This window comes from Paenibacillus sp. L3-i20 (assembly GCF_022180385.2).
In the GTDB taxonomy this organism is placed as follows: Bacteria; Bacillota; Bacilli; order Paenibacillales; family Paenibacillaceae; genus Pristimantibacillus.
Map to the genome: position 1 here is coordinate 1 of NZ_BQME02000001.1, position 18,731 is coordinate 18,731.

Here is an 18,731-nt window from a genome sequence, read left to right on the forward strand (position 1 = left end):
CAGCTCCGCCGCCTGCACCGCCACCAGCTCCGCCGCCTGCACCGCCACCAGCTCCTCCGCCTGCACCGCCGCCTGCGCCACCACCAGCTCCGCCGCCTGCACCGCCACCAGCTCCTCCGCCTGCACCGCCACCAGCTCCGCCGCCTGCACCGCCGCCGCCTTGTCCAGCGCCTTTACCTTTGCCGTTTCCTTTAGATTTCGCTTTCGCAGCTGCTTTTGCAGTCGAATACGAATAGCTAATGGATTGTAACGTTTTTGCATCTACTGATCCTGTTATCGGTAGACCATGTGTTTTTTGATAATACTTAACTCCTCTTACTGTTTGTGGTCCATAATGTCCATCTATAGGTCCACCGTAACTTCCCAATGATTTGAGCATTCCTTGAATTACGTATACTTCCGGGCCTTTTGCTTTCTTTCCAACCGCTAAGGTTGTGTTTGGCAGACTAAACATTAATGCCAGCGTAACTACAGCCACGCTTAAGTATTTAACCACGCGCCAGCTAACTTTCTTTTGTGTATTTTCCACTAGCCTGCACCTTCCTTTTCTGAATGAATTGTTGCTACCAAAGTTACTATCCCCAATTTTTCGTTTTCATTTCAGTAATTTCAAAAAAATTTATGAACTTACTTTCAGAGCGAACAATTATCTCCTTAATCGTTCAGAAGCTATCCCCTAATAATTCCGTTTATAAAGCGATACTTTCTACCTCTTTCGTTGCCAAATCAATTGCTAAGTTGATCAACATACAAAGGACTCCTGACAAAAGCTTAACTTTGCCAGGAGTCCTTTATACATTTTCCTTGGTACAAGAAAGTAGTAAATAGGAACACGAACTCTTTCCGTTTGGACGGTTCGCCAAGATATATTCCCCGTTACCCTACATACTCTCCACTCATAAACCGTTCGATTTCATTTGGCGTTGGCAATGATGATATAGCACCTTTGCGAGTAGCTGCAAGTGCACCCATAGCATTAGCGAATATAAGCATATTGTCCAGTTTGTCTTTGCTCCAAGTTGGAGCAGCTGGAGCTTCTTCACGCAATAAACAATGTATTACCCCACCAAAGAACGCATCTCCGCAACCGGTGGTGTCAACTACTTCAACCTTGTAGCCTTCATGACTCGTTCTCACGTTCCCAAATTGTTTTGATGTACGGCAATAGCTTCCGTTCGCTCCACATGTGATTAACAGTAGCTTTATGTTAAAGCGCTCCATCAACAGATCCACTCCACGTTCCAGATCGCTCTCACCTGTCAACAATTCCAGTTCGTCTTCGGAGAGCTTTACGATATCAGCAATCTCCATACCTTTCACAATCTCAACCTTCGCTTCTTCAGCATTATTCCATAATGGCAATCTAACGTTCGGATCGAACGTAACGATTAGCCCCTGACTCTTCGCATACGCGGCTGTTGCAAGAGTTGCAGTTCTCGAAGGCTCATGTGTCATAGAGACAGAGCCGAAATGAAACAACTTAGCGCCAGCGATTTTCGAATAGTCAACATCCTCAGTACGGAGCATTTGGTCAGCACCGGGCTTGCGATAAAATGTAAATGATCGATCCCCATCCTTATCTAGATGAACGAAGGCAAGTGTCGTCTGTGCTTCATCCGAAAACGTAAGACCATCAACATTTATTCCGGTTTCCTTAAGCGTTTCTCCTAAATAGCGACCAAACTCATCGTTGCCCACAGCTCCAATAAAAGCCGTTTCGCGGCCTAACCTAGCTAGTCCAGTAAGAACATTAGCTGGAGCACCTCCAGCGTTCCGTTCAAAAAGCGGCTGCCCCTGCTCTGACATACCATGAGGCGTAAAATCGATCAACAACTCTCCCAACGCTATTACTTCCATCTAGCGTATCTCCCTTCATTTAATAGCTTCAAAATATAATTGCCATAATTATAGCTCATCCCGTCCCTATTGAAAGAGAAATAACATTACCTGTACAATAGAAACTAGACGGATAACAAAAATGACCAGACAAAGTGGTGACTCTTATGCAATCATTAAAAAATAAATCCTTCACAGTGTTCGACTTTGAAACGAGTGGACTTGATCCACAAAATGACCGTGTCATAGAAATGGCAGCAATCCGAGTTGTTAATGGTGAAGTAGCAAGCGAATTCAGCACTCTCGTCCAATTCGATGGCACGTTAGCACCAAAGATAACTGAGTTAACAGGAATTACTAAAGAGATGACGACATTTGGAATGGATGAGGACACAGCATTTCGCATTTTGAACCGAATGCTTGGCGATCACATTCTCGTCGCTCATAATGCACAGTTTGATCTTAGTTTCCTTCATCATTCCTTAATGAGAATTGCTGGGCGTTCCTTTAAAAACGACTTTATCGATACACTTACGATTAGCAGAGCTCGTCATGTATATCCGCATACACTAAAAGATATGTGCGATCGTTACAACATTCCGCTTATTGGAGGACATCGTGCTCTAAATGATGTCGTCGCGTGCTGGGAGTTGTTCCGTACGATGGACGAGGAATTACCTGCAATGGATGCTCTAAATAAACTTGGTTATATAAAAAAATACGGGCCCCCTGCTTGGAGCCCGCCTAATGCGAAGTTGGAAGCGATAACGTTAAAATACGCTCCGCGTTAATAATAATTAATTTGCTAACTTAACGATTGCGCCAAGCGCCGCATCGATCTCTCTTTCTATCGCATTGGCAACTACGTTAGTATGCGGATCGTATTCGGCAGCTAAGTCGGAATCCGCATATCCGTCTATCGCTAGAATAGCTCCTGCACGTGCACCGCGAAGAGTTGCTATGATGTAAAGTGCTGCTATTTCCATCTCTACAGCAATCGCACCTGACGCCTTATATTGTTTGTGAGGGATCTCAACTACACCAGTAAAAAAAGCATCCAATGTAACGGTGATTCCTTTTTTCACAACACCTTCGCTTTCAAGCGCTTTTTCTAACAAAGCATTTACGATATCTCCGTCAGCAACTGCTGGAAATCCATCTGGTACAAGCTGACGGGTCAGGCCATCAGCACGTACTGCAGCAGTACTTACGACTAGACTGCCTGCCGGATGATCGGCAGAATAAGATCCGGCGGTCCCAACGCGAATTAGCGTTGTCACTCCGCCTTTAATCAGTTCCTCAAAGCATACAGCAGCTCCCGGACAGCCTACCCCGTGGCTAACAACTGCTAACTGAACGCCATTATATTCCCCAACAAATGTTCGATACTCACGTGCAAATGCTAGCTCTCTAACATTCGTTAACTTTTGAGAAATGACTTCAGCACGTCTAGGGTCACCGCATACAAGAGCATAAGATGGTAAATCTTCTGATTGAAGCTGCAATATAGGCAAATACATCGTTAATCAAACTCCTTTTGTAGCCATTCGTCTTCAGGCATACTATTTTCTTCACTCGTAAAGCGCTGCTCCTCGAACGGATCAGCGTAATTGTGAAAGCCGTTCCGCTCCCAGAAACCTGGCCGATCTTCCTTCATAAACTCGATACCTCTAATCCACTTAGCACTTTTCCAGAAATAAAGATGAGGCACAATTAATCGCATTGGTCCACCATGTTTATCTGATAGCGGCTCCCCGTCAAAGCGATGAGCAAGAATAACATCTTGCCGAATGAGATCTTCTAGCGGAACGTTTGTATCGTAATCTTCATCTGCGTGAATCATGACATAACGTGCTTCCGACTTTACATTAAGCAAAGACAAGAGATCAGTAAAACGGATACCTTCCCATTCCGTATCGAGCTTAGACCACCTTGTTACACAATGAATGTCACAAACGATCTTCGTCTGGGCTAAATCCATCAGTTGATTGAACGTGAAGGTAAGTTCCTGCTCTACTTCTCCAAAGATACGGAGTGACCAATCAGCCATATCATACTTAGGCACTTCCCCTTCGTGCAAAATGGGAAAACGTTCCGTAACCGTCTGACCTGGAGGAACACGATGTGCAATATGTTCTGGAACCTCCGCTAGCTTTGGCGATACCCGTTTGAGTCGATCTGCTTTGTTGTGCATATTTTCACTCCTCTACATGTCATTATGATAGGCAAGTAACTTTCCGATTAACGCGAGCTTTCGTTCGACTTACGCGCTTCTTCCAAATAACCTTTGTCCTTGAAGAAAAACATCGCTACGATGGTTACGACATAAGGCACCATATACGTAAATTGGGTCGGCAAAGCAAAACCTTGAAGCCTAATACTAAGTGATTCCATAAAGCCAAATAGGAAGCTCGCAGCCGCAACCCCAAGCGGATTAGATTGCCCAAGCATCGTAGCAACAAGTGCAATAAAACCGCGTCCAGACGTCATTCCTTCTGTAAACATCGTCACATTTCCTAATGAAAGCTGCGCTCCGGCTAAGCCGCACAATGCACCGCAAAGTAGAACAGCACCGTATTGCAAACGAGATACTTTAATGCCAAGACTTCGTGCGGCAGTTGGATTCTCTCCAGCTGCTAATAGACGGAATCCCGTTACCGTCTTAAATAAGAAGTATTGAAGTCCAAGAACGATAACGATAGAAAGGTATACGAGAACGGAATGACCTGACAACACATCACCAAGCCAAGGAATGTTCTCAACGAATGGAATATCCCATTTAGGTAAACCAGTCATATCTTTATCATAAAAAGCTCCCCTCACATCAAAGATTGCTCGTAATGCAAACGTTGTTAGTCCTAATGCGAGAAAGTTGAGCGCAATACCAACAACGATTACATTAGCCCTTAAATGAATGCTCATATAGGCGAACAGAAGTGAGAATACAAGCGTACAAATCATTGCAAATAATACAGCAAAAATAATGTTTCCTGTCATATAATTACCGACAATTGCTGTAAATGCGCCTACAAGCATTAGTCCTTCGAGTCCCACGTTGAACAATCCAACCCGCGCACATATAGCTCCGCCAAGTGCCGCAAGGAGAATCGGAGTTACCATTCGAAGTGCAGAGGCAAATAACGAAACATCAAACAGCTGATCCATCTTTCGCCCCCGCTTTCTTGCGTTTTATAAAGGATAAAGTTAATTTAGCTGAAACAAACAATATCAAAACTGCTTGAATAATACTGGATACTTCAAGAGGAACTTCCGTATTTCGTTCCATACCCATTCCACCCGTTTGCAGTGCTGCAAGTAAAATTGCGGCAACTGCCGTTCCTAGCGGATGTGAGCCTGCTAGCAATGTCGCCATTATCCCAGACCATGCATATCCCGGTGCAGTTAACGCACCATCAATAAAACGATATTGTGTGCCAAGTACTTCCACGGAGCCGGCTAGACCAGCTAATCCCCCGCTGACGAACATACTTGCAATCATTAGCTTGCCACGCTGAATCCCGCCATAACTTGCAAACAATGGATTCCCGCCAAGCATTCGAATCTCATATCCTTTGACGGTATGTTTTAAATAGGCATATAAAATAATTGCTCCAACGACAGCTAACACAAACCCAACATGCAAACTGTAACCAGAGAACAATTTAGGCAGCCAAGCGGGTTGATCCAACATTATCGTTTGTGATAATGCGGCAGAACCTGTATTGTCCTTGAAAGGATACGTTACCATATATGATGCAAAAAAAATGGCAATGTAATTGAGCAATAGTGTCGTTATAAGCAAATTCATTCTGAATTTTGCGTCCAGCCAGCCGGCAAATGCCGACCATATTCCCCCGGCAATAATTCCCGCGAACAAGGCTGCAATAATTTTTAGCCAACCTGGTCCTGGTACATAAATAGCCGCTAATGCAGCACTTAAAGCACCTAACACCATTTGCCCTTCCGATCCCATATTAAAGAAGCCCGCACGGAAAGCAAGTGCTACACCAAGACCGATGAGAATAATCGGTGTTGCGCGGCTAAGCGTATTCGTAATGAAATAAAAGTTGCCAAATGCGCCCTTCCACATTTCTGCATATGTTTCCGTAATAGATCCGCCAACGATAACGATAGCAACTGCGCCAACAGCAAGTCCAACAATAATAGCTAGAAGCGGCTGTAACAACGAGCGCAGAAATCCTTTGAGCTTAACCAACTTCTTTACCTCCTGCCATTAACAAACTAATTCTTTCCTCAGTCGCAGTTTCTGCCATCATCTCGCCAACGACTTTCCCCTCGCACATAACATAAATACGATCTGATAATTTCAAAACTTCTGTCAACTCAGACGAAACTAACAAAATTGCGCCTTGCCCATCCCGCTTCTCAAGTAGCTCTGTATGAATAATTTCCATAGCACCAACATCTACACCCCTTGTTGGTTCAGCGGCAATTAGGAAGGGTGAATGTTGTGCGAGCTCCCTGGCAACGATCAGCTTTTGAAGATTCCCGCCTGATAAATATTGTGACTTTGTGTGTAGTGAGCCCGTCTTGATTCCGAATCGCTCCACCCATTCTGATACCATCTTACGAATGCCTGCACCTTGCATAACACCGTATTTCTGATGTTTTTCCGTATGTCCCATAAGACCATTTTCCATCACAGTAGCCTCTTTGGAGACGCCCCATTGATAACGATCCTCTGGAATATGTGCAAGACCTTGCTTGCGTATATTCAGTACCGAAGCACCTGTAATGTCTTGTCCTAATAGTTTAATAGAACCTGCATCCGGTTTCATGAGTCCAGAAATAGCCTGTAAAAGTTCCGACTGTCCATTGCCAGATATTCCAGCAATTCCGACAATTTCGCCTTCATTAACTTGTAAGGTGACCTCATCAAGGAGTGGCTTCGTCTTCGTTCCTCTTACCGTAAGTGAGGATACTTCGAGCACTGCTTTCCCTCGAGTCCTATTGTTCCTTGACAGTTTAACTAGATCTCTGCCGACCATTAACTTAGAGAGTTGCTCTTCGTCCGTATCTGCTGCATTTACTGTTCCTGAAACTTTACCGTCGCGCAGAACAGTAATTCGGTCCGCAACCTCTAATATTTCTTGAAGCTTATGACTAATTAAAATAAAGCTTTTCCCTTGTGCAGCAAGCGCCTTAATGGCAATTAACAGCTCTTTAACTTCAAGCGGTGTTAAAACGCCTGTCGGTTCATCCAAAATAATAATTTCTGCTCCTTGATAGAGCACCTTTAATATTTCTACACGCTGCTGAACACCAAGTGAGCAATCCCCCACTTTCTTCCACGGATCAACAGGCATACCATATTGTTTGGCAAGCCGCTCTGTTTCCATTGCCGCTGCTTTACGATCAAAACCTATCGCCTTAGCTGGTTCTCTACCAATTACGATATTTTCAGCAATCGAAAAGGAAGAAAACAACATAAAATGCTGATGTACCATCCCAATTCCGTGTTTGATAGCATCGGTAGGACTGGCAAGTGATATGGATTTGTCATCTAGTTTAATTTCACCGCTAGTAGGAGTTTCCATGCCATAAAGGATGCGCATAAGCGTCGTTTTCCCTGCGCCATTCTCTCCAACAAGTGCATGGATTTCTCCTTTACGCAAGTTAAAGGATACTTCACTATTCGCCCTTACTGCTCCGTAGTTTTTTGTTATGTTTTCCATTTGCAGCAACATATTGAAACTCCTTTCAAACAAGCAAACCGGCTGCATGATAGCAGCCGGTAATTTGGATTATTTAGCTAGAGGGTTTTCAACTACTACCTTACCAGACTTAATATCTTCTGCGATTGCTTTTACTTTATCAACTGTTTCTTGACCTATGAACGGGCTAAGTGCCGATTTACTTTCCTTGGTAACGAACGTAAGTCCTACACCATCTTCCTTCAATCCATAGTCTGCTAATCCGAATTCGAACTTATCAGATGTAAAAGCTTTTACCGTTTCGTATGCAACTGCATCTGTTCCTTTTAGTTGAGATAGAACAACATGTTCAGGATCGATTTCGGTACGATCGACATCTTGTCCTGATGTGTAGAAGCCAAGTTCTTTCGCTGCTTCGAATACGCCAAGGTCACCTACCGCTGCCATTCCTGCGATAAAGTCAGCACCTTTGGAGTGCTGAAGGACAGCTAACTCTTTACCCTTCGCTGAATCATCGAAACTACCAACGTAGTTAATGAATAGTTCTGCATTTGGATTCGTTAGCTTCAAACCTTGTGCAAAACCCGATGTATACTTGCTAAGAAGTGGAGCGTCGATTGCAACAACTGCCCCAACCTTATTTGTTTTTGTGGAAAGACCTGCTGTTGCGCCAAGTAAGAACGCTGCTTCATGTTCACGGAATACAACACTGCGAACATTCGGTAAATCTACTACTGTATCAATAACTGCAAATGATTTTGTTGGGTTTTCAGCAGCTACCTTTTTAAGCGCATCTTCTGCTTGAAACGTTGCAGTAATAATTAGATCATAATTTTCAGCAACAGTCGTACGTAGGTTTTGCTCGAAACCTGCTGGATCAGTCGATTCGATTGTTTTCACTTCTACGCCAAACTCAGTACCTGCCTTCTTAAAGCCTTCATCCATTAAAGAGAAAAACGGGTTAACACCAATTTGTTCAGGAAGTACTAGTGCGATGCGCTTTTTCTTCTCATCACCGCCAGCAGTATTGTTTCCGCATGCTGCGATTACACTAATCGCCATTACCAAAGTAAGCAGTAATACTAGATGTTTTTTCATGCTGATCTCCCCTTAATTCTTTTTTAAAAAATGATTGTTTTAATTCCTATTTATCCTAGTAGTTTTATAGGGATTTGTCAATCCGTATAATTCCGACATATTTCTACTTTATTCTACACGATCCGAACATTAATGCAATAAAAACTTTAGAACGTCAGGTTTTTACAACAAAAATACGAATTATCGGCCATCATTAACCATGTTTTTGCTCATTTTACGAAAAAGGTCGAGTCCTTGCTCCATCTCATCGATACTTAAGCCATGAAATAACTTCAACATCACTTTCTCGCGAACCTTAAGCATCGACTGTACCATTGCTTCGCCATTTTCAGTCAACTTAAGTACTACTGCTCGGCGATCTTGTTCGCTGCGCTCACGTGTTACATAACCTAACTCGATCAGCCTGTCCGCTACACCTGTAATAGCACCGTTAGTAATAGATAGATTTTCTGCTAACGATGTAGATTTCTGTGGCCCCGCTTCGTGAAGATTAATTAGCATTCTACCATGTGACATACCAAGCGCTTGCTTATTCGTCCGATTCCATTCAGCAAGTATGAGCTTTCTAACTTCACGGAATGCTTCATCTAATTGCTTCATAATAATTAGTTTTTGCTCTCTCGCTTCTTCCATATCCGCAGCACCCCAATCTATCGATTCAAGATCCGATTTTCCTGAACAAAGTATAGACGTGCTACTTTCAAGCGTCAACGATTTTCCTTACATTATTTTCATAGTCAGTGTAACTTTATTGTGAAAATCCCATTTCATAAAGCTTCTTCGTCTCAGTAAATCGAGTATCTTTGGAATCAGCGCCCATTACAACGGAAATTAATCGTTTGCCATCACGTTTGGCTGTACCAGTAAAGCAATATCCGGCATTAGGTGTGTATCCTGTTTTTAGTCCATCGTTTCCAACGTACTCGTACGGCTTATTCTCCAACATTAAATTCGTAGCGGACAGTGACTTTTTATTAGTGGACACCCTCACACTTCCTCTACTTGTCACTTCAAGCACTTCAGGAAATTTCCCCATCAAGTACCCGGCCAGCATTGCTGTATCTTTTGCAGTCATCATCGTATCTTGTTCATGTGCCGACTCATGATAGCTCGCAATATCTTCTTTACTTAATCCGGAGGCATTTCCGAATACGGACTTGATAGATAAACCAATCCGTGCAGCCTTCTCGTTCATCAAATGAACAAAAGCCTTCTCCGAACCACCAATATGCTCTGCAAGTGCAACTGCTGCATCATTGGCAGAATAAATAGTCATGGAATCAAACAGCTCTCTCACCGTAAGTTGATCGCCTTGGCTAAGCCCCATTCTCGTGCCGGGGATATGAGCAGCATAATGACTTGCTGACACTCGATCATTCCAGCTTAACCTTCCTTCAAGAACGCCTTCCAGAACAATTAATTCTGTCATCATCTTAGACATGCTTGCTGGTGGATGAGCCTCATCTGCATTTTTCTGATAAATGACCTTCCCTGAACTAGCATCTATCAATATGGCAGCAGCAGAATGAATCACCATTTCTTCAGCAGGAAGCCAATTTTTAAGTACTTTATCTCCCAAAAAAATAATCGTAGCTATCGCAACAAATGTTGCCAAATATAGGCCAAAATGTCCCCGTCTATGTTTATAAATCAATCTCATTTTTGTCACAAAAAAATCTCCTCTCGCTCACCTTCTACTCTTACGAGTATAAAGACTTAAGCTTAAGGAGACTGTAACGTAATCATAAAAATACCTTAATTTCACTTTAAAGTCGCGGTAATGTAACTCTAAATACCGTTTGTAGAGAATCACTCGTCACATCTATCGATCCATGATGCATATCTACAATGCTTTTGGAAATAGCTAGACCAAGACCTGATCCGCCAGACCATTGCGTCCTCGATTTATCTCCCCTGTAAAAACGGTCGAATATATGAGGAAGATCTATGGCTGGTATTGCATCTCCATAATTAGTTACCTCAACAACCGCTTCACTTCCAATTTCCCTCACTCTAATTTCTATCAGCTTGCCTTCCTTCCCGTAGGACATAGCGTTGGAAATTAGATTTTCAAATACTCGAACAAGCTTTGCTGTATCCCCTTTCACCTGAATAGAGGTTACGTCACAATGCAGCTTACTGCTCATCCCCGCTTCTTTAAGCAGCATATGATATTGCACAAGCAGCTGTCCAATCAATTCAACCAAATTAAAGTTCTCCTGCTTAAGCGTTACCGTATCATGTCTCATGCGTGTATATTCAAACAGATCATCGATTAACTCATGTAATCGTTGAGACTTCTCATAAGCAATCTGTACATAATGCCGAAGCTCTACCTCATCACGATAACGGTCCTGCTCAATAAGACCCAAATAACCAATAATCGACGTAAGCGGTGTTCTAAGATCATGCGATACATTCGTTATTAGCTCATTTTTGGTCTGCTCTGATTTTCGTTCATCTACCAGCGCAAGCTGCAGACGGTCTGATAGCCGATTGACATTACCTGCAATAATGCTGAACGTATTCGTGCTTCTAACGCTGATTTTATAATTCATCTCTAGCTGACCATCTGCGATGCGCCGAACAGAATCGTTTATTTTCCCAAAGTAGCTGAAGTATATCCACTGAATGACTAAGTAATAGAATAGGAACAACACGAACGCAATAACAAAAATTCCTAACTCCCCAGGAAATGCATTCACGATCGTTCGAGCAAATCGTTTTATAGGATAGAATTGATAAAAATTTCTAACAAAAAATTTAATAATCATCTCCACTAACGCAATACTAACAACTGCAAGCAAAGCACTAAGAAATAAGTTTACAAAGGAGCGCAGTACTAATCGAAAAACGACATTATCCTTCAACCTTGTAGCCAACCCCCCACACCGTTACAATCATCTTCTCGCCAAGTTCCTTCTCCAGCTTATCCCTCAGCTTGCTAATATGAACCATAACCGTATTATTTGACTCAAAATATTTTTCCTTCCACACCTGCTGGAAAATATCTTCCGCACTAAACACTCGCCCAGGCTGACTTGCAAGTAGATGAAGGATGCCAAATTCAGTTGAAGTAAGATGGAGAGAGCGTCCATCTACTTCAGCAGTATGGCTAAGTTTGTCGATCCGTAATGCGCCTAATCGAAGTTCTTTGCTCGCAGATTGCTCCCTGTCGTTATCCGATCCGTCATTTGGTTTGCTATATTGGTAAGAACGACGTAAAAGCGACCTTACTCTAGCTAGCAATTCCAGCGGATTAAACGGCTTCACCATATAATCATCTGCACCAGTCATTAGCCCCATTATTTTATCCATATCCTGCGTCTTGGCACTTAGCATCAATATTGGCACATGATCGTCCTTCCGTAGTCGTCTGCACACTTCAAGTCCATCCATCTTCGGCATCATTATATCTAGAATAACAAGATCGAAAGCCTGTCTCTCATAAGCTTCCAGTGCTTGCTCGCCATCAAAGGCGACCTCAGTAGCAAATCCTTCATTTTTTAAATATATTTCTATTAGCTCAGCGATTTCACGCTCATCATCCACAATTAATACACGACGTTCCACAATTTCATCCTCCTATAAACCCCTTGAATTCTATGCCTTTACTATACATGAACGTCAGCAAGAGTGTAATGGTTCTTGACGTAATATCACAAAGCTTAAGGCATTTTTAAGATTTATTTAAATAGTTTACTCAATTCTAGTATTCCCCGTTCTAATGATAGCCAACAATTGTCCAGTATGATAAAATGATCAGAATTGATTATTTATTGATGAGTGAATCGGGCGTTTCAACGTTCCGACTATTTTAAGGGAGGTACTACAATTATGGCGGCCAAAAGAATGCGTTCTGACATGATCAAAAAAGGCTTCGACCGCGCACCGCATCGCAGCTTGCTGCGTGCAGCTGGAGTTAAGGAAGAAGATTTCGACAAACCTTTTATAGCGGTTTGCAACTCTTATATTGACATCGTTCCTGGTCACGTACATTTGCAAGAATTCGGGAAGATTGTAAAAGAAGCCATTCGTGAAGCTGGCGGTGTCCCTTTCGAATTCAATACGATAGGTGTAGACGACGGTATTGCAATGGGTCACATCGGTATGCGTTATTCATTAGCAAGCCGTGAAATAATTGCTGACTCTGTAGAAACTGTTGTGAACGCTCACTGGTTCGACGGCATGATTTGTATCCCTAACTGCGACAAAATTACTCCCGGCATGATTCTTGGCGCTCTTCGCGTCAACATTCCTACAATGCTTGTAAGCGGCGGCCCTATGAAAGCGGGTAAAACTTCCGATGGACGTGCGATCTCACTTTCAAGCGTTTTTGAAGGTGTTGGCGCTCACCAAGCAGGCAAAATAAATGACGAACAATTGCTTGAGCTTGAGCAATATGGTTGTCCTACATGTGGATCATGTTCCGGCATGTTCACAGCAAATTCGATGAACTGTTTGGCAGAAGGTCTTGGACTTGCACTTCCGGGCAATGGAACCATTCTTGCTGTAGCACCAGAGCGTATCGAATTCGTTAAAGAATCTGCTCGTCAACTAATGAAGATTATCGATCTTGGCATCAAACCTCGCGATATCGTGACGAAGGATGCGATCGACAACGCTTTTGCACTTGACATGGCGATGGGCGGCTCCACGAACACTGTACTTCACACGCTTGCTATCGCACATGAAGCAGGCATCGAATATCCAATTGAACGTATTAATGAAGTGGCAGAACGTGTTCCGCATCTTGCGAAGATTGCTCCTGCTTCCGATTACCATATTGAAGATGTACACAATGCAGGTGGTGTAAGTGCCGTTCTTAATGAACTATTTAAAAAAGAAGGTGCTCTGCACGGTGATTGTATGACCGTAACTGGAAAAACACTTCGTGAAAACGTAATTGGCTGTGAGATTCAAGATACCGATGTTATTCATACGATTGACAATCCTCATACGGAGCGCGGTGGACTTGCTGTTCTCTTCGGAAACCTTGCTCCTAACGGTGCAATTATTAAAACAGGAGCAGTCGACAAATCGGTTGGCGGCTATCACAAAGGTCCAGCGATTTGCTTCGACTCCCAAGACGATGCACTTGCAGGAATTGCAAACGGCAAGATCAAAGAAGGTCATGTTGTTATTATCCGTTATGAAGGACCAAAAGGCGGCCCTGGTATGCCAGAAATGCTTGCACCAACTTCACAAATCGTTGGTATGGGACTTGGAGCGAAAGTTGCTCTTATTACAGACGGACGTTTCTCAGGCGCATCTCGCGGAATCAGTATCGGTCATGCTTCCCCTGAAGCTGCCGAAGGCGGACCAATCGCATTTGTACGCGATGGCGACATAGTAGAGATTGATATGAACAACCGCACAATGAATATGCTTATTAGCGACGAAGAGTTTGAGAAACGCAGTGCTGAATGGCCTGGCTTCGAGCTTAAGATCAAACGTGGTTACCTAGCACGTTACGCTCATCTCGTTACATCCGCAAGCACTGGCGGCGTAATGAAGATGTAAATCACCCCTATTATAAAGGTAAGGCGCTGTCCTTCACGCAGATTAATCTGCGTTTAGGCCAGTGCCTTTTTCGTTTTAAGGTTTATGTAAGGTTGCCCACAACAAGGTGTAAGATACGGAACTTATAATTAGTCCTATCACACAAAAGATAAGGGGCAAATAAACATGAAAGTTTTTGGGACAATAGCTGTTATTATGGCGGCTTTATTTATTGGTTTTATTCTGATCACACAAAATGTAAATATTAATCGGTTGGGTACAGAATTATATTACTTGGAAATTACGACGGATGGAAAGGCAAAAACAACTAAAATATCTGCGAATGAGACAGTAACTAGTTATGAATACAACTTGCCTGCCTTCGATAAAGATGGCAATAAAGCAACTTACGTCTTCACAAGCGAAAAGCAGCTTCGCAAAAATGCTTATTTAACTCTATTTATTCGAGATAAAGAAATCGTTCAATCATACCAAGAAGTAACAGTTGAAGAGATTCCAGAAGCTGCAGCAAGTCAATTAAAAAATAATGGAGAAGGAGCAGAACACAATGATTAAGTCTATCAAACAACACGATCGAATTGTCTCATTAGATATTATCCGCGGGTTAGCCTTATTCGGTATTTTGTTTATAAATATAGCAGGTTATAAAGTTCTAGTTGAAGGTGGACCTATGCCTGATACTACTGGCATAAATAGTCTCATTAACGCATCCATCGACGTTCTCATTCAGAAAAAGTTTTTTTCAATTTTCTCATTCTTGTTTGGTGTTGGCTTTTATATCTTTGCTTCCCGAGCAGAACTTCGAGGAGATAAGCCGCGATTGCTATTTGCACGTCGATTGCTAACCTTATTTTTAATTGGAGTTGTTCAAGTTTTCTTTTTCCCGGGAACGATATTACCGATATATGCGATCATTGGCTTATTTCTAATTCCTTTTTTCAAGGCTACTAATCGCACAATTGTCATATGGCTCCTTAGCATAACTGCTTTTTACGTATTTTCACTTATTATTTTACTTTCAGGCTTTACATCAGGATTAATATACGATGTAGCCTCGTTGATCGGTACGGATGCAACATTAATTTTTATTATGTTTTTAGCAGGTTTTCTTTCAGCTAAAGCGAATTGGCTCCGGCAAATCCAACGATTAAAATCGTATTTAAAATGGATCGGGATAATAACACTACCCCTCTTCGTTTTTTCTTCTTATTGGATATGGAAAGCATCTATCCAAAATTCAGAATTAATAGATCAAATCATTGGTATTGGTACAATTCCTACCGTGTTGCTTTATTTAGTTACCCTTTTCACTATTTTAGAAAATGGTTACATAAGACGATTGTTAATGCCAATAGCACGAGTAGGGCAGATGGCACTTACCAATTATTTTGCCCAAAGTTTTATTGGACTTGCACTTATGGCTTTGATCGGCATTGATGTCGTATCTGCAACAGATATCGTCGTTATTGCTCCAATTATATTTGCCATTCATATCGTCACTAGCTACATCTGGTTCAACTTCTTTAAGATGGGGCCGCTAGAGATGGTATGGCGTTTTATGACATATGGAAAAAATCCTAAAAGGACTTAATTTTTACACACGCTTCGACTGTTGTTATAATTGAATACTATTTGTGAAAAACTTAGCTATCTGTTCCTTACAGGTAGCTAAGTTTTTGTAATCATTTTGAATTAGTACTGGAGGAAGCTTATGTCTAACACTAACAAAAGTGTTCTTATTATCGATGATGAAGAGGATCTATTAAAACTGCTTTCTATGGTGCTGAACAAAGAAGGTATTCATCCCGTTTATACTGCAACTACAGTCAAAGATGGATTCTCACAGTTTCAACTACATAGGCCTGATATTGTACTGCTCGACATTATGTTGCCGGATGGGGAAGGTTATGAAGTATGCAAAGAAATAAGAAAGCTGTCAAACGTACCAATCCTATTCCTGTCTGCAAAAGACGAGGAGATTGATAAATTGTTAGGGCTCGCTATCGGGGGCGATGATTATATTACGAAGCCCTTTAGCCCGAAAGAAGTTGCATATCGTGTTAAAGCACAATTGCGAAGAGCAGGGTTTACACAAGAGGTTATAGAACCTTCACTTCTGACCGCAGGTCCATTTATATTAGATAAGAGTCAAGCACAGCTTCGGATGAGAGACAACGTTATAGAATTAAAGCCGAAGGAACTTGGCTTGATGGCTCATTTTATGAAAAATGCTAATCGTATCATTAGTAAAGAAAGCTTATGCGACCATGTATGGGGAGAAGAATTTATTGGTTTTGACAATACCATTATGGTTCATATTCGCAGATTGCGAGAAAAAATTGAAGTTAACCCATCAAATCCAACCTATTTGGTTACAGTAAAGGGGCTAGGCTACAAGCTCGTTGCAAAGGATGAACAACAATGAGATGGAGAGTAACAGGCAGTTATTTATTATCCATCGTTATAGCAATTATGCTCGTAATCGTTCTAAACATAATTGTATTCGTTATTATGCTTTTTACCCATGCTACCCATGCTACCCATGCTACCCATGACGCTCCCATTCTCAAAATTATTGAGTCAAATAAAGAACAATTTACAAGAGAGTTTGCCCAGCATGTAATAATGAGCCAGGGCCAAGTGTCCATTAGTGAGGAAGGCAAGCAATTGCTCGCTGCCAATAATGCATGGATCCAAGTACTACAAGAGAATGGCGAAGAAGTATACAGCTACAGACTACCAGACGGGGTACAGAAGAAATATACGCCTATAGACATTATTCAAATGTATAAATATCGTGAAGTCAATGTTGATACCAACGTCTTTATAGGCAGTCAGCAGCTTGGTCAAATCGAATACAGCTATTTTATAGGAATTGTCGATCGGACTATTAATAGATTAATTGTTACATTAGATTTTGATAACATACTCTATATGTTTAAAGTAGGCAGTTTATTTTTTATTAGCATTAATGGGTTTGTCGCCTTATTGATCGGTTATTTATTTAGCAGCAGACTAAGCAAGCCACTTAATCTAATTATTGAAGGTGTTAGAGGACTTGCTGGCAAGAAATACGATATACATTACGCTGTGAAAGGAATTTATAAGGATGTATTCCATAACGTAAATCTTCTTTCCCAGCAATTGAAGGCAACTGAAGCTGATCGCAGAAGGTTAGATCAAATGAGAGAGGAATGGCTTGGCAACATCTCACATGATATTAAGACGCCTCTAGCTTCTATCCAAGGTTATGCCGAATTAATGGCTGATCCGAATTATCAGTTTACCAATGAGGAAATACACGAATACGCGCATATTATTCAAAAAAAATCCCTGTATATGAAAGAGGTTATGGAGGATTTAAGCTTAACAACAAGACTTCGAAATAAACAATTGATACTACATAAAAAAAGAGTCAATCTCGTTAGACTGCTTCGTGATGTTGTCATCGATATACTTAATGATCCTCAATATGCCGAACGGCATATCGAGCTCAAATGTGATGAGAAGCGAATAGACATGGAAATAGATGAAACGCTCCTACGCAGAGCATTTAACAATCTTATCTTCAATGCCATCGTCCATAACAGTCCAGACACTCACATTATTGTGAGTATTCAGCATGACGATAAGATGCTTATTACAATTGAAGATAATGGTTATGGAATACCAAAAGAAGAGCTGGATAAACTATTTGACCGCTATTATCGTGGAACAAACACGGGTGAGCTCCATAAAGGATCTGGCCTTGGGATGGCAATTGCCAATGATGCCATTGCGGCACATGGCGGCCAAATTGAAATTACGAGTGAAGTGGGTAGCGGAACTAAGATTGAGGTTCGATTATAATATCGTTTAGAATCCGTACAATATAGAAAGACAGTTGCCACATTGGTGAGCAACTGTCTTTCAATTAGCTTATTAATTTTAGACCAATCGCACCGCTCAAAATACAACTTAAGTAAAATAAGCGACGCCATTCAGCAGACTCTTTAAAGATCAGAATGCCGAGTAGAGCACTACCTGCCGTTCCTATTCCTGTCCAGATGGCGTAAGCAGTACCCATCGGCAAAGTTTTCATAGCGAGTGACAAGAAATAGAAGCTGACCGCAAAGTTCATAATTAATATTAGCTTAGGTGCCCAGCCTTTTCTCTCACTAGCAATTTTCATAAAAATAACTCCAGCCACTTCACAAATACCCGCTATAATTAGAAAGATCCATGCCATTTTACTCGGCCCCCTTCTCTTTTTTGTCCCCGGTTACTCGCTTAAGCCCGATTACGCCGAAGAAAATAAGACCTATTAATAAAATTTTGGCAATTGAAAACGGCTCGCCAAAAACGAATATTTCCGTCAGTACGATACCGCCTGCTCCAAGTCCAGTAAATACAGCATATACCGTTCCAACAGGGAGCTTCTTGTAGGCTTTAAATAATAAAATAAAACTAATAGCAATTGCTATTATAACGCCCGCCCATTCTAATGGCGTTGATGCTTTCTTCAAACCAATTACCCAAAAAATTTCGATAAATCCTGCGACGATTACATAAATCCATTCCATATAACTCTTCCTTCCTACCAGTCGTTAGTCTAGATGT

General features: G+C 41.8%; 20 protein-coding genes. 6 read left to right on the forward strand and 14 right to left on the reverse strand.

Going from position 1 to position 18,731, the window contains the following annotated elements:
* Together MFF31_RS00005 and MFF31_RS00010 are read right to left on the reverse strand one after the other, a co-directional pair.
* The coding region (locus tag MFF31_RS00005; protein ID WP_238186136.1) for a peptidoglycan-binding domain-containing protein at window positions 1-529 on the reverse strand (529 nt) is incomplete at its 3' end.
* Between the two features lie 347 nt (window positions 530-876).
* Window positions 877-1,857: a carbohydrate kinase family protein gene (locus MFF31_RS00010; protein WP_238186137.1), complete on the reverse strand. Its 981-nt coding sequence runs from the start codon at window positions 1,855-1,857 to the stop codon at window positions 877-879.
* A gap of 146 nt (window positions 1,858-2,003) precedes the next feature.
* Between MFF31_RS00010 and MFF31_RS00015 the strand changes: the two genes are divergently transcribed.
* Window positions 2,004-2,627 carry a 3'-5' exonuclease gene (locus tag MFF31_RS00015; RefSeq protein ID WP_238186138.1) on the forward strand — a complete coding sequence of 208 codons (624 nt, stop codon included), beginning with the start codon at window positions 2,004-2,006 and terminating at the stop codon, window positions 2,625-2,627.
* A gap of 6 nt (window positions 2,628-2,633) precedes the next feature.
* Here MFF31_RS00015 and MFF31_RS00020 read toward each other — a convergent pair whose 3' ends face one another.
* From MFF31_RS00020 to MFF31_RS00065, 10 genes are all read right to left on the reverse strand, one after another.
* Complete coding sequence (locus tag MFF31_RS00020; protein WP_238186139.1) at window positions 2,634-3,356, reverse strand: nucleoside phosphorylase; 723 nt, start codon at window positions 3,354-3,356, stop codon at window positions 2,634-2,636.
* A gap of 2 nt (window positions 3,357-3,358) precedes the next feature.
* Entirely contained in the window at window positions 3,359-4,030 is a 672-nt protein-coding gene (locus MFF31_RS00025) for a sulfite oxidase-like oxidoreductase (RefSeq protein WP_238186140.1), read from the reverse strand.
* A 47-nt stretch (window positions 4,031-4,077) separates the two neighbouring features.
* The gene (locus MFF31_RS00030) at window positions 4,078-5,001 is read right to left on the reverse strand and encodes an ABC transporter permease (RefSeq protein WP_238186141.1); all 924 of its coding nucleotides are present in this window, start codon (window positions 4,999-5,001) and stop codon (window positions 4,078-4,080) included.
* A complete protein-coding gene (locus MFF31_RS00035; protein WP_238186142.1) occupies window positions 4,985-6,052 on the reverse strand; it encodes an ABC transporter permease in 1,068 nt (355 codons plus the stop codon). Before MFF31_RS00035 ends, MFF31_RS00030 begins: the two co-directional genes overlap by 17 nt.
* On the reverse strand, window positions 6,045-7,544 hold the full coding sequence (locus tag MFF31_RS00040) for an ABC transporter ATP-binding protein (protein WP_238186143.1): 1,500 nt from the start codon (window positions 7,542-7,544) through the stop codon (window positions 6,045-6,047). Before MFF31_RS00040 ends, MFF31_RS00035 begins: the two co-directional genes overlap by 8 nt.
* Before the next feature lie 57 nt (window positions 7,545-7,601).
* Window positions 7,602-8,609, reverse strand: a complete 1,008-nt coding sequence (locus tag MFF31_RS00045; protein WP_238186144.1) for a BMP family lipoprotein — start codon at window positions 8,607-8,609, stop codon at window positions 7,602-7,604.
* A gap of 180 nt (window positions 8,610-8,789) precedes the next feature.
* Window positions 8,790-9,320, reverse strand: a complete 531-nt coding sequence (locus tag MFF31_RS00050) for a MarR family winged helix-turn-helix transcriptional regulator (RefSeq protein WP_248565364.1) — start codon at window positions 9,318-9,320, stop codon at window positions 8,790-8,792.
* A gap of 37 nt (window positions 9,321-9,357) precedes the next feature.
* Window positions 9,358-10,269: a D-alanyl-D-alanine carboxypeptidase family protein gene (locus tag MFF31_RS00055; protein WP_238188424.1), complete on the reverse strand. Its 912-nt coding sequence runs from the start codon at window positions 10,267-10,269 to the stop codon at window positions 9,358-9,360.
* A 106-nt stretch (window positions 10,270-10,375) separates the two neighbouring features.
* Window positions 10,376-11,491 carry a sensor histidine kinase gene (locus tag MFF31_RS00060; protein WP_248565365.1) on the reverse strand — a complete coding sequence of 372 codons (1,116 nt, stop codon included), beginning with the start codon at window positions 11,489-11,491 and terminating at the stop codon, window positions 10,376-10,378.
* The gene (locus MFF31_RS00065; RefSeq protein ID WP_238186147.1) at window positions 11,469-12,182 is read right to left on the reverse strand and encodes a response regulator transcription factor; all 714 of its coding nucleotides are present in this window, start codon (window positions 12,180-12,182) and stop codon (window positions 11,469-11,471) included. Before MFF31_RS00065 ends, MFF31_RS00060 begins: the two co-directional genes overlap by 23 nt.
* Window positions 12,183-12,446: 264 nt before the next feature.
* Between MFF31_RS00065 and ilvD the strand changes: the two genes are divergently transcribed.
* The 5 genes from ilvD (at window position 12,447) to MFF31_RS00090 (ending at window position 17,981) form a co-directional block, all read left to right on the forward strand.
* Window positions 12,447-14,132 carry a dihydroxy-acid dehydratase gene (gene ilvD / locus MFF31_RS00070; protein WP_238186148.1) on the forward strand — a complete coding sequence of 562 codons (1,686 nt, stop codon included), beginning with the start codon at window positions 12,447-12,449 and terminating at the stop codon, window positions 14,130-14,132.
* Between the two features lie 165 nt (window positions 14,133-14,297).
* The gene (locus MFF31_RS00075) at window positions 14,298-14,687 is read left to right on the forward strand and encodes a YxeA family protein (protein WP_238186149.1); all 390 of its coding nucleotides are present in this window, start codon (window positions 14,298-14,300) and stop codon (window positions 14,685-14,687) included.
* Window positions 14,680-15,723: a DUF418 domain-containing protein gene (locus MFF31_RS00080; RefSeq protein WP_238186150.1), complete on the forward strand. Its 1,044-nt coding sequence runs from the start codon at window positions 14,680-14,682 to the stop codon at window positions 15,721-15,723. The genes MFF31_RS00075 and MFF31_RS00080 overlap by 8 nt, the downstream gene beginning before the upstream one ends.
* Window positions 15,724-15,843: 120 nt before the next feature.
* On the forward strand, window positions 15,844-16,557 hold the full coding sequence (locus tag MFF31_RS00085) for a response regulator transcription factor (RefSeq protein ID WP_238186151.1): 714 nt from the start codon (window positions 15,844-15,846) through the stop codon (window positions 16,555-16,557).
* Window positions 16,554-17,981: a sensor histidine kinase gene (locus MFF31_RS00090; protein WP_238186152.1), complete on the forward strand. Its 1,428-nt coding sequence runs from the start codon at window positions 16,554-16,556 to the stop codon at window positions 17,979-17,981. Before MFF31_RS00085 ends, MFF31_RS00090 begins: the two co-directional genes overlap by 4 nt.
* A 64-nt stretch (window positions 17,982-18,045) precedes the next feature.
* On the opposite strand, the gene MFF31_RS00095 is transcribed toward MFF31_RS00090, so the two are convergent.
* Complete coding sequence (locus MFF31_RS00095; protein WP_238186153.1) at window positions 18,046-18,360, reverse strand: DMT family transporter; 315 nt, start codon at window positions 18,358-18,360, stop codon at window positions 18,046-18,048.
* A gap of 1 nt (window position 18,361) precedes the next feature.
* Window positions 18,362-18,694 carry a DMT family transporter gene (locus MFF31_RS00100; RefSeq protein WP_238186154.1) on the reverse strand — a complete coding sequence of 111 codons (333 nt, stop codon included), beginning with the start codon at window positions 18,692-18,694 and terminating at the stop codon, window positions 18,362-18,364.
* Window positions 18,695-18,731: the final 37 nt, after the last annotated feature.

Excerpts from the sequence above, each read along its gene's own strand:
- MFF31_RS00010 (WP_238186137.1), bottom strand. The coding sequence starts at position 1,857 with ATGGAAGTAATAGCGTTGGGAGAGTTGTTGATCGATTTTACGCCTCAT.
- MFF31_RS00015 (WP_238186138.1), top strand. The coding sequence starts at position 2,004 with ATGCAATCATTAAAAAATAAATCCTTCACAGTGTTCGACTTTGAAACG.
- MFF31_RS00020 (WP_238186139.1), bottom strand. The coding sequence starts at position 3,356 with ATGTATTTGCCTATATTGCAGCTTCAATCAGAAGATTTACCATCTTAT.
- MFF31_RS00025 (WP_238186140.1), bottom strand. The coding sequence starts at position 4,030 with ATGCACAACAAAGCAGATCGACTCAAACGGGTATCGCCAAAGCTAGCG.
- MFF31_RS00030 (WP_238186141.1), bottom strand. The coding sequence starts at position 5,001 with ATGGATCAGCTGTTTGATGTTTCGTTATTTGCCTCTGCACTTCGAATG.
- MFF31_RS00040 (WP_238186143.1), bottom strand. The coding sequence starts at position 7,544 with ATGTTGCTGCAAATGGAAAACATAACAAAAAACTACGGAGCAGTAAGG.
- MFF31_RS00045 (WP_238186144.1), bottom strand. The coding sequence starts at position 8,609 with ATGAAAAAACATCTAGTATTACTGCTTACTTTGGTAATGGCGATTAGT.
- MFF31_RS00055 (WP_238188424.1), bottom strand. The coding sequence starts at position 10,269 with ATGAGATTGATTTATAAACATAGACGGGGACATTTTGGCCTATATTTG.
- ilvD (WP_238186148.1), top strand. The coding sequence starts at position 12,447 with ATGGCGGCCAAAAGAATGCGTTCTGACATGATCAAAAAAGGCTTCGAC.
- MFF31_RS00075 (WP_238186149.1), top strand. The coding sequence starts at position 14,298 with ATGAAAGTTTTTGGGACAATAGCTGTTATTATGGCGGCTTTATTTATT.
- MFF31_RS00080 (WP_238186150.1), top strand. The coding sequence starts at position 14,680 with ATGATTAAGTCTATCAAACAACACGATCGAATTGTCTCATTAGATATT.
- MFF31_RS00085 (WP_238186151.1), top strand. The coding sequence starts at position 15,844 with ATGTCTAACACTAACAAAAGTGTTCTTATTATCGATGATGAAGAGGAT.
- MFF31_RS00090 (WP_238186152.1), top strand. The coding sequence starts at position 16,554 with ATGAGATGGAGAGTAACAGGCAGTTATTTATTATCCATCGTTATAGCA.
- MFF31_RS00095 (WP_238186153.1), bottom strand. The coding sequence starts at position 18,360 with ATGGCATGGATCTTTCTAATTATAGCGGGTATTTGTGAAGTGGCTGGA.
- MFF31_RS00100 (WP_238186154.1), bottom strand. The coding sequence starts at position 18,694 with ATGGAATGGATTTATGTAATCGTCGCAGGATTTATCGAAATTTTTTGG.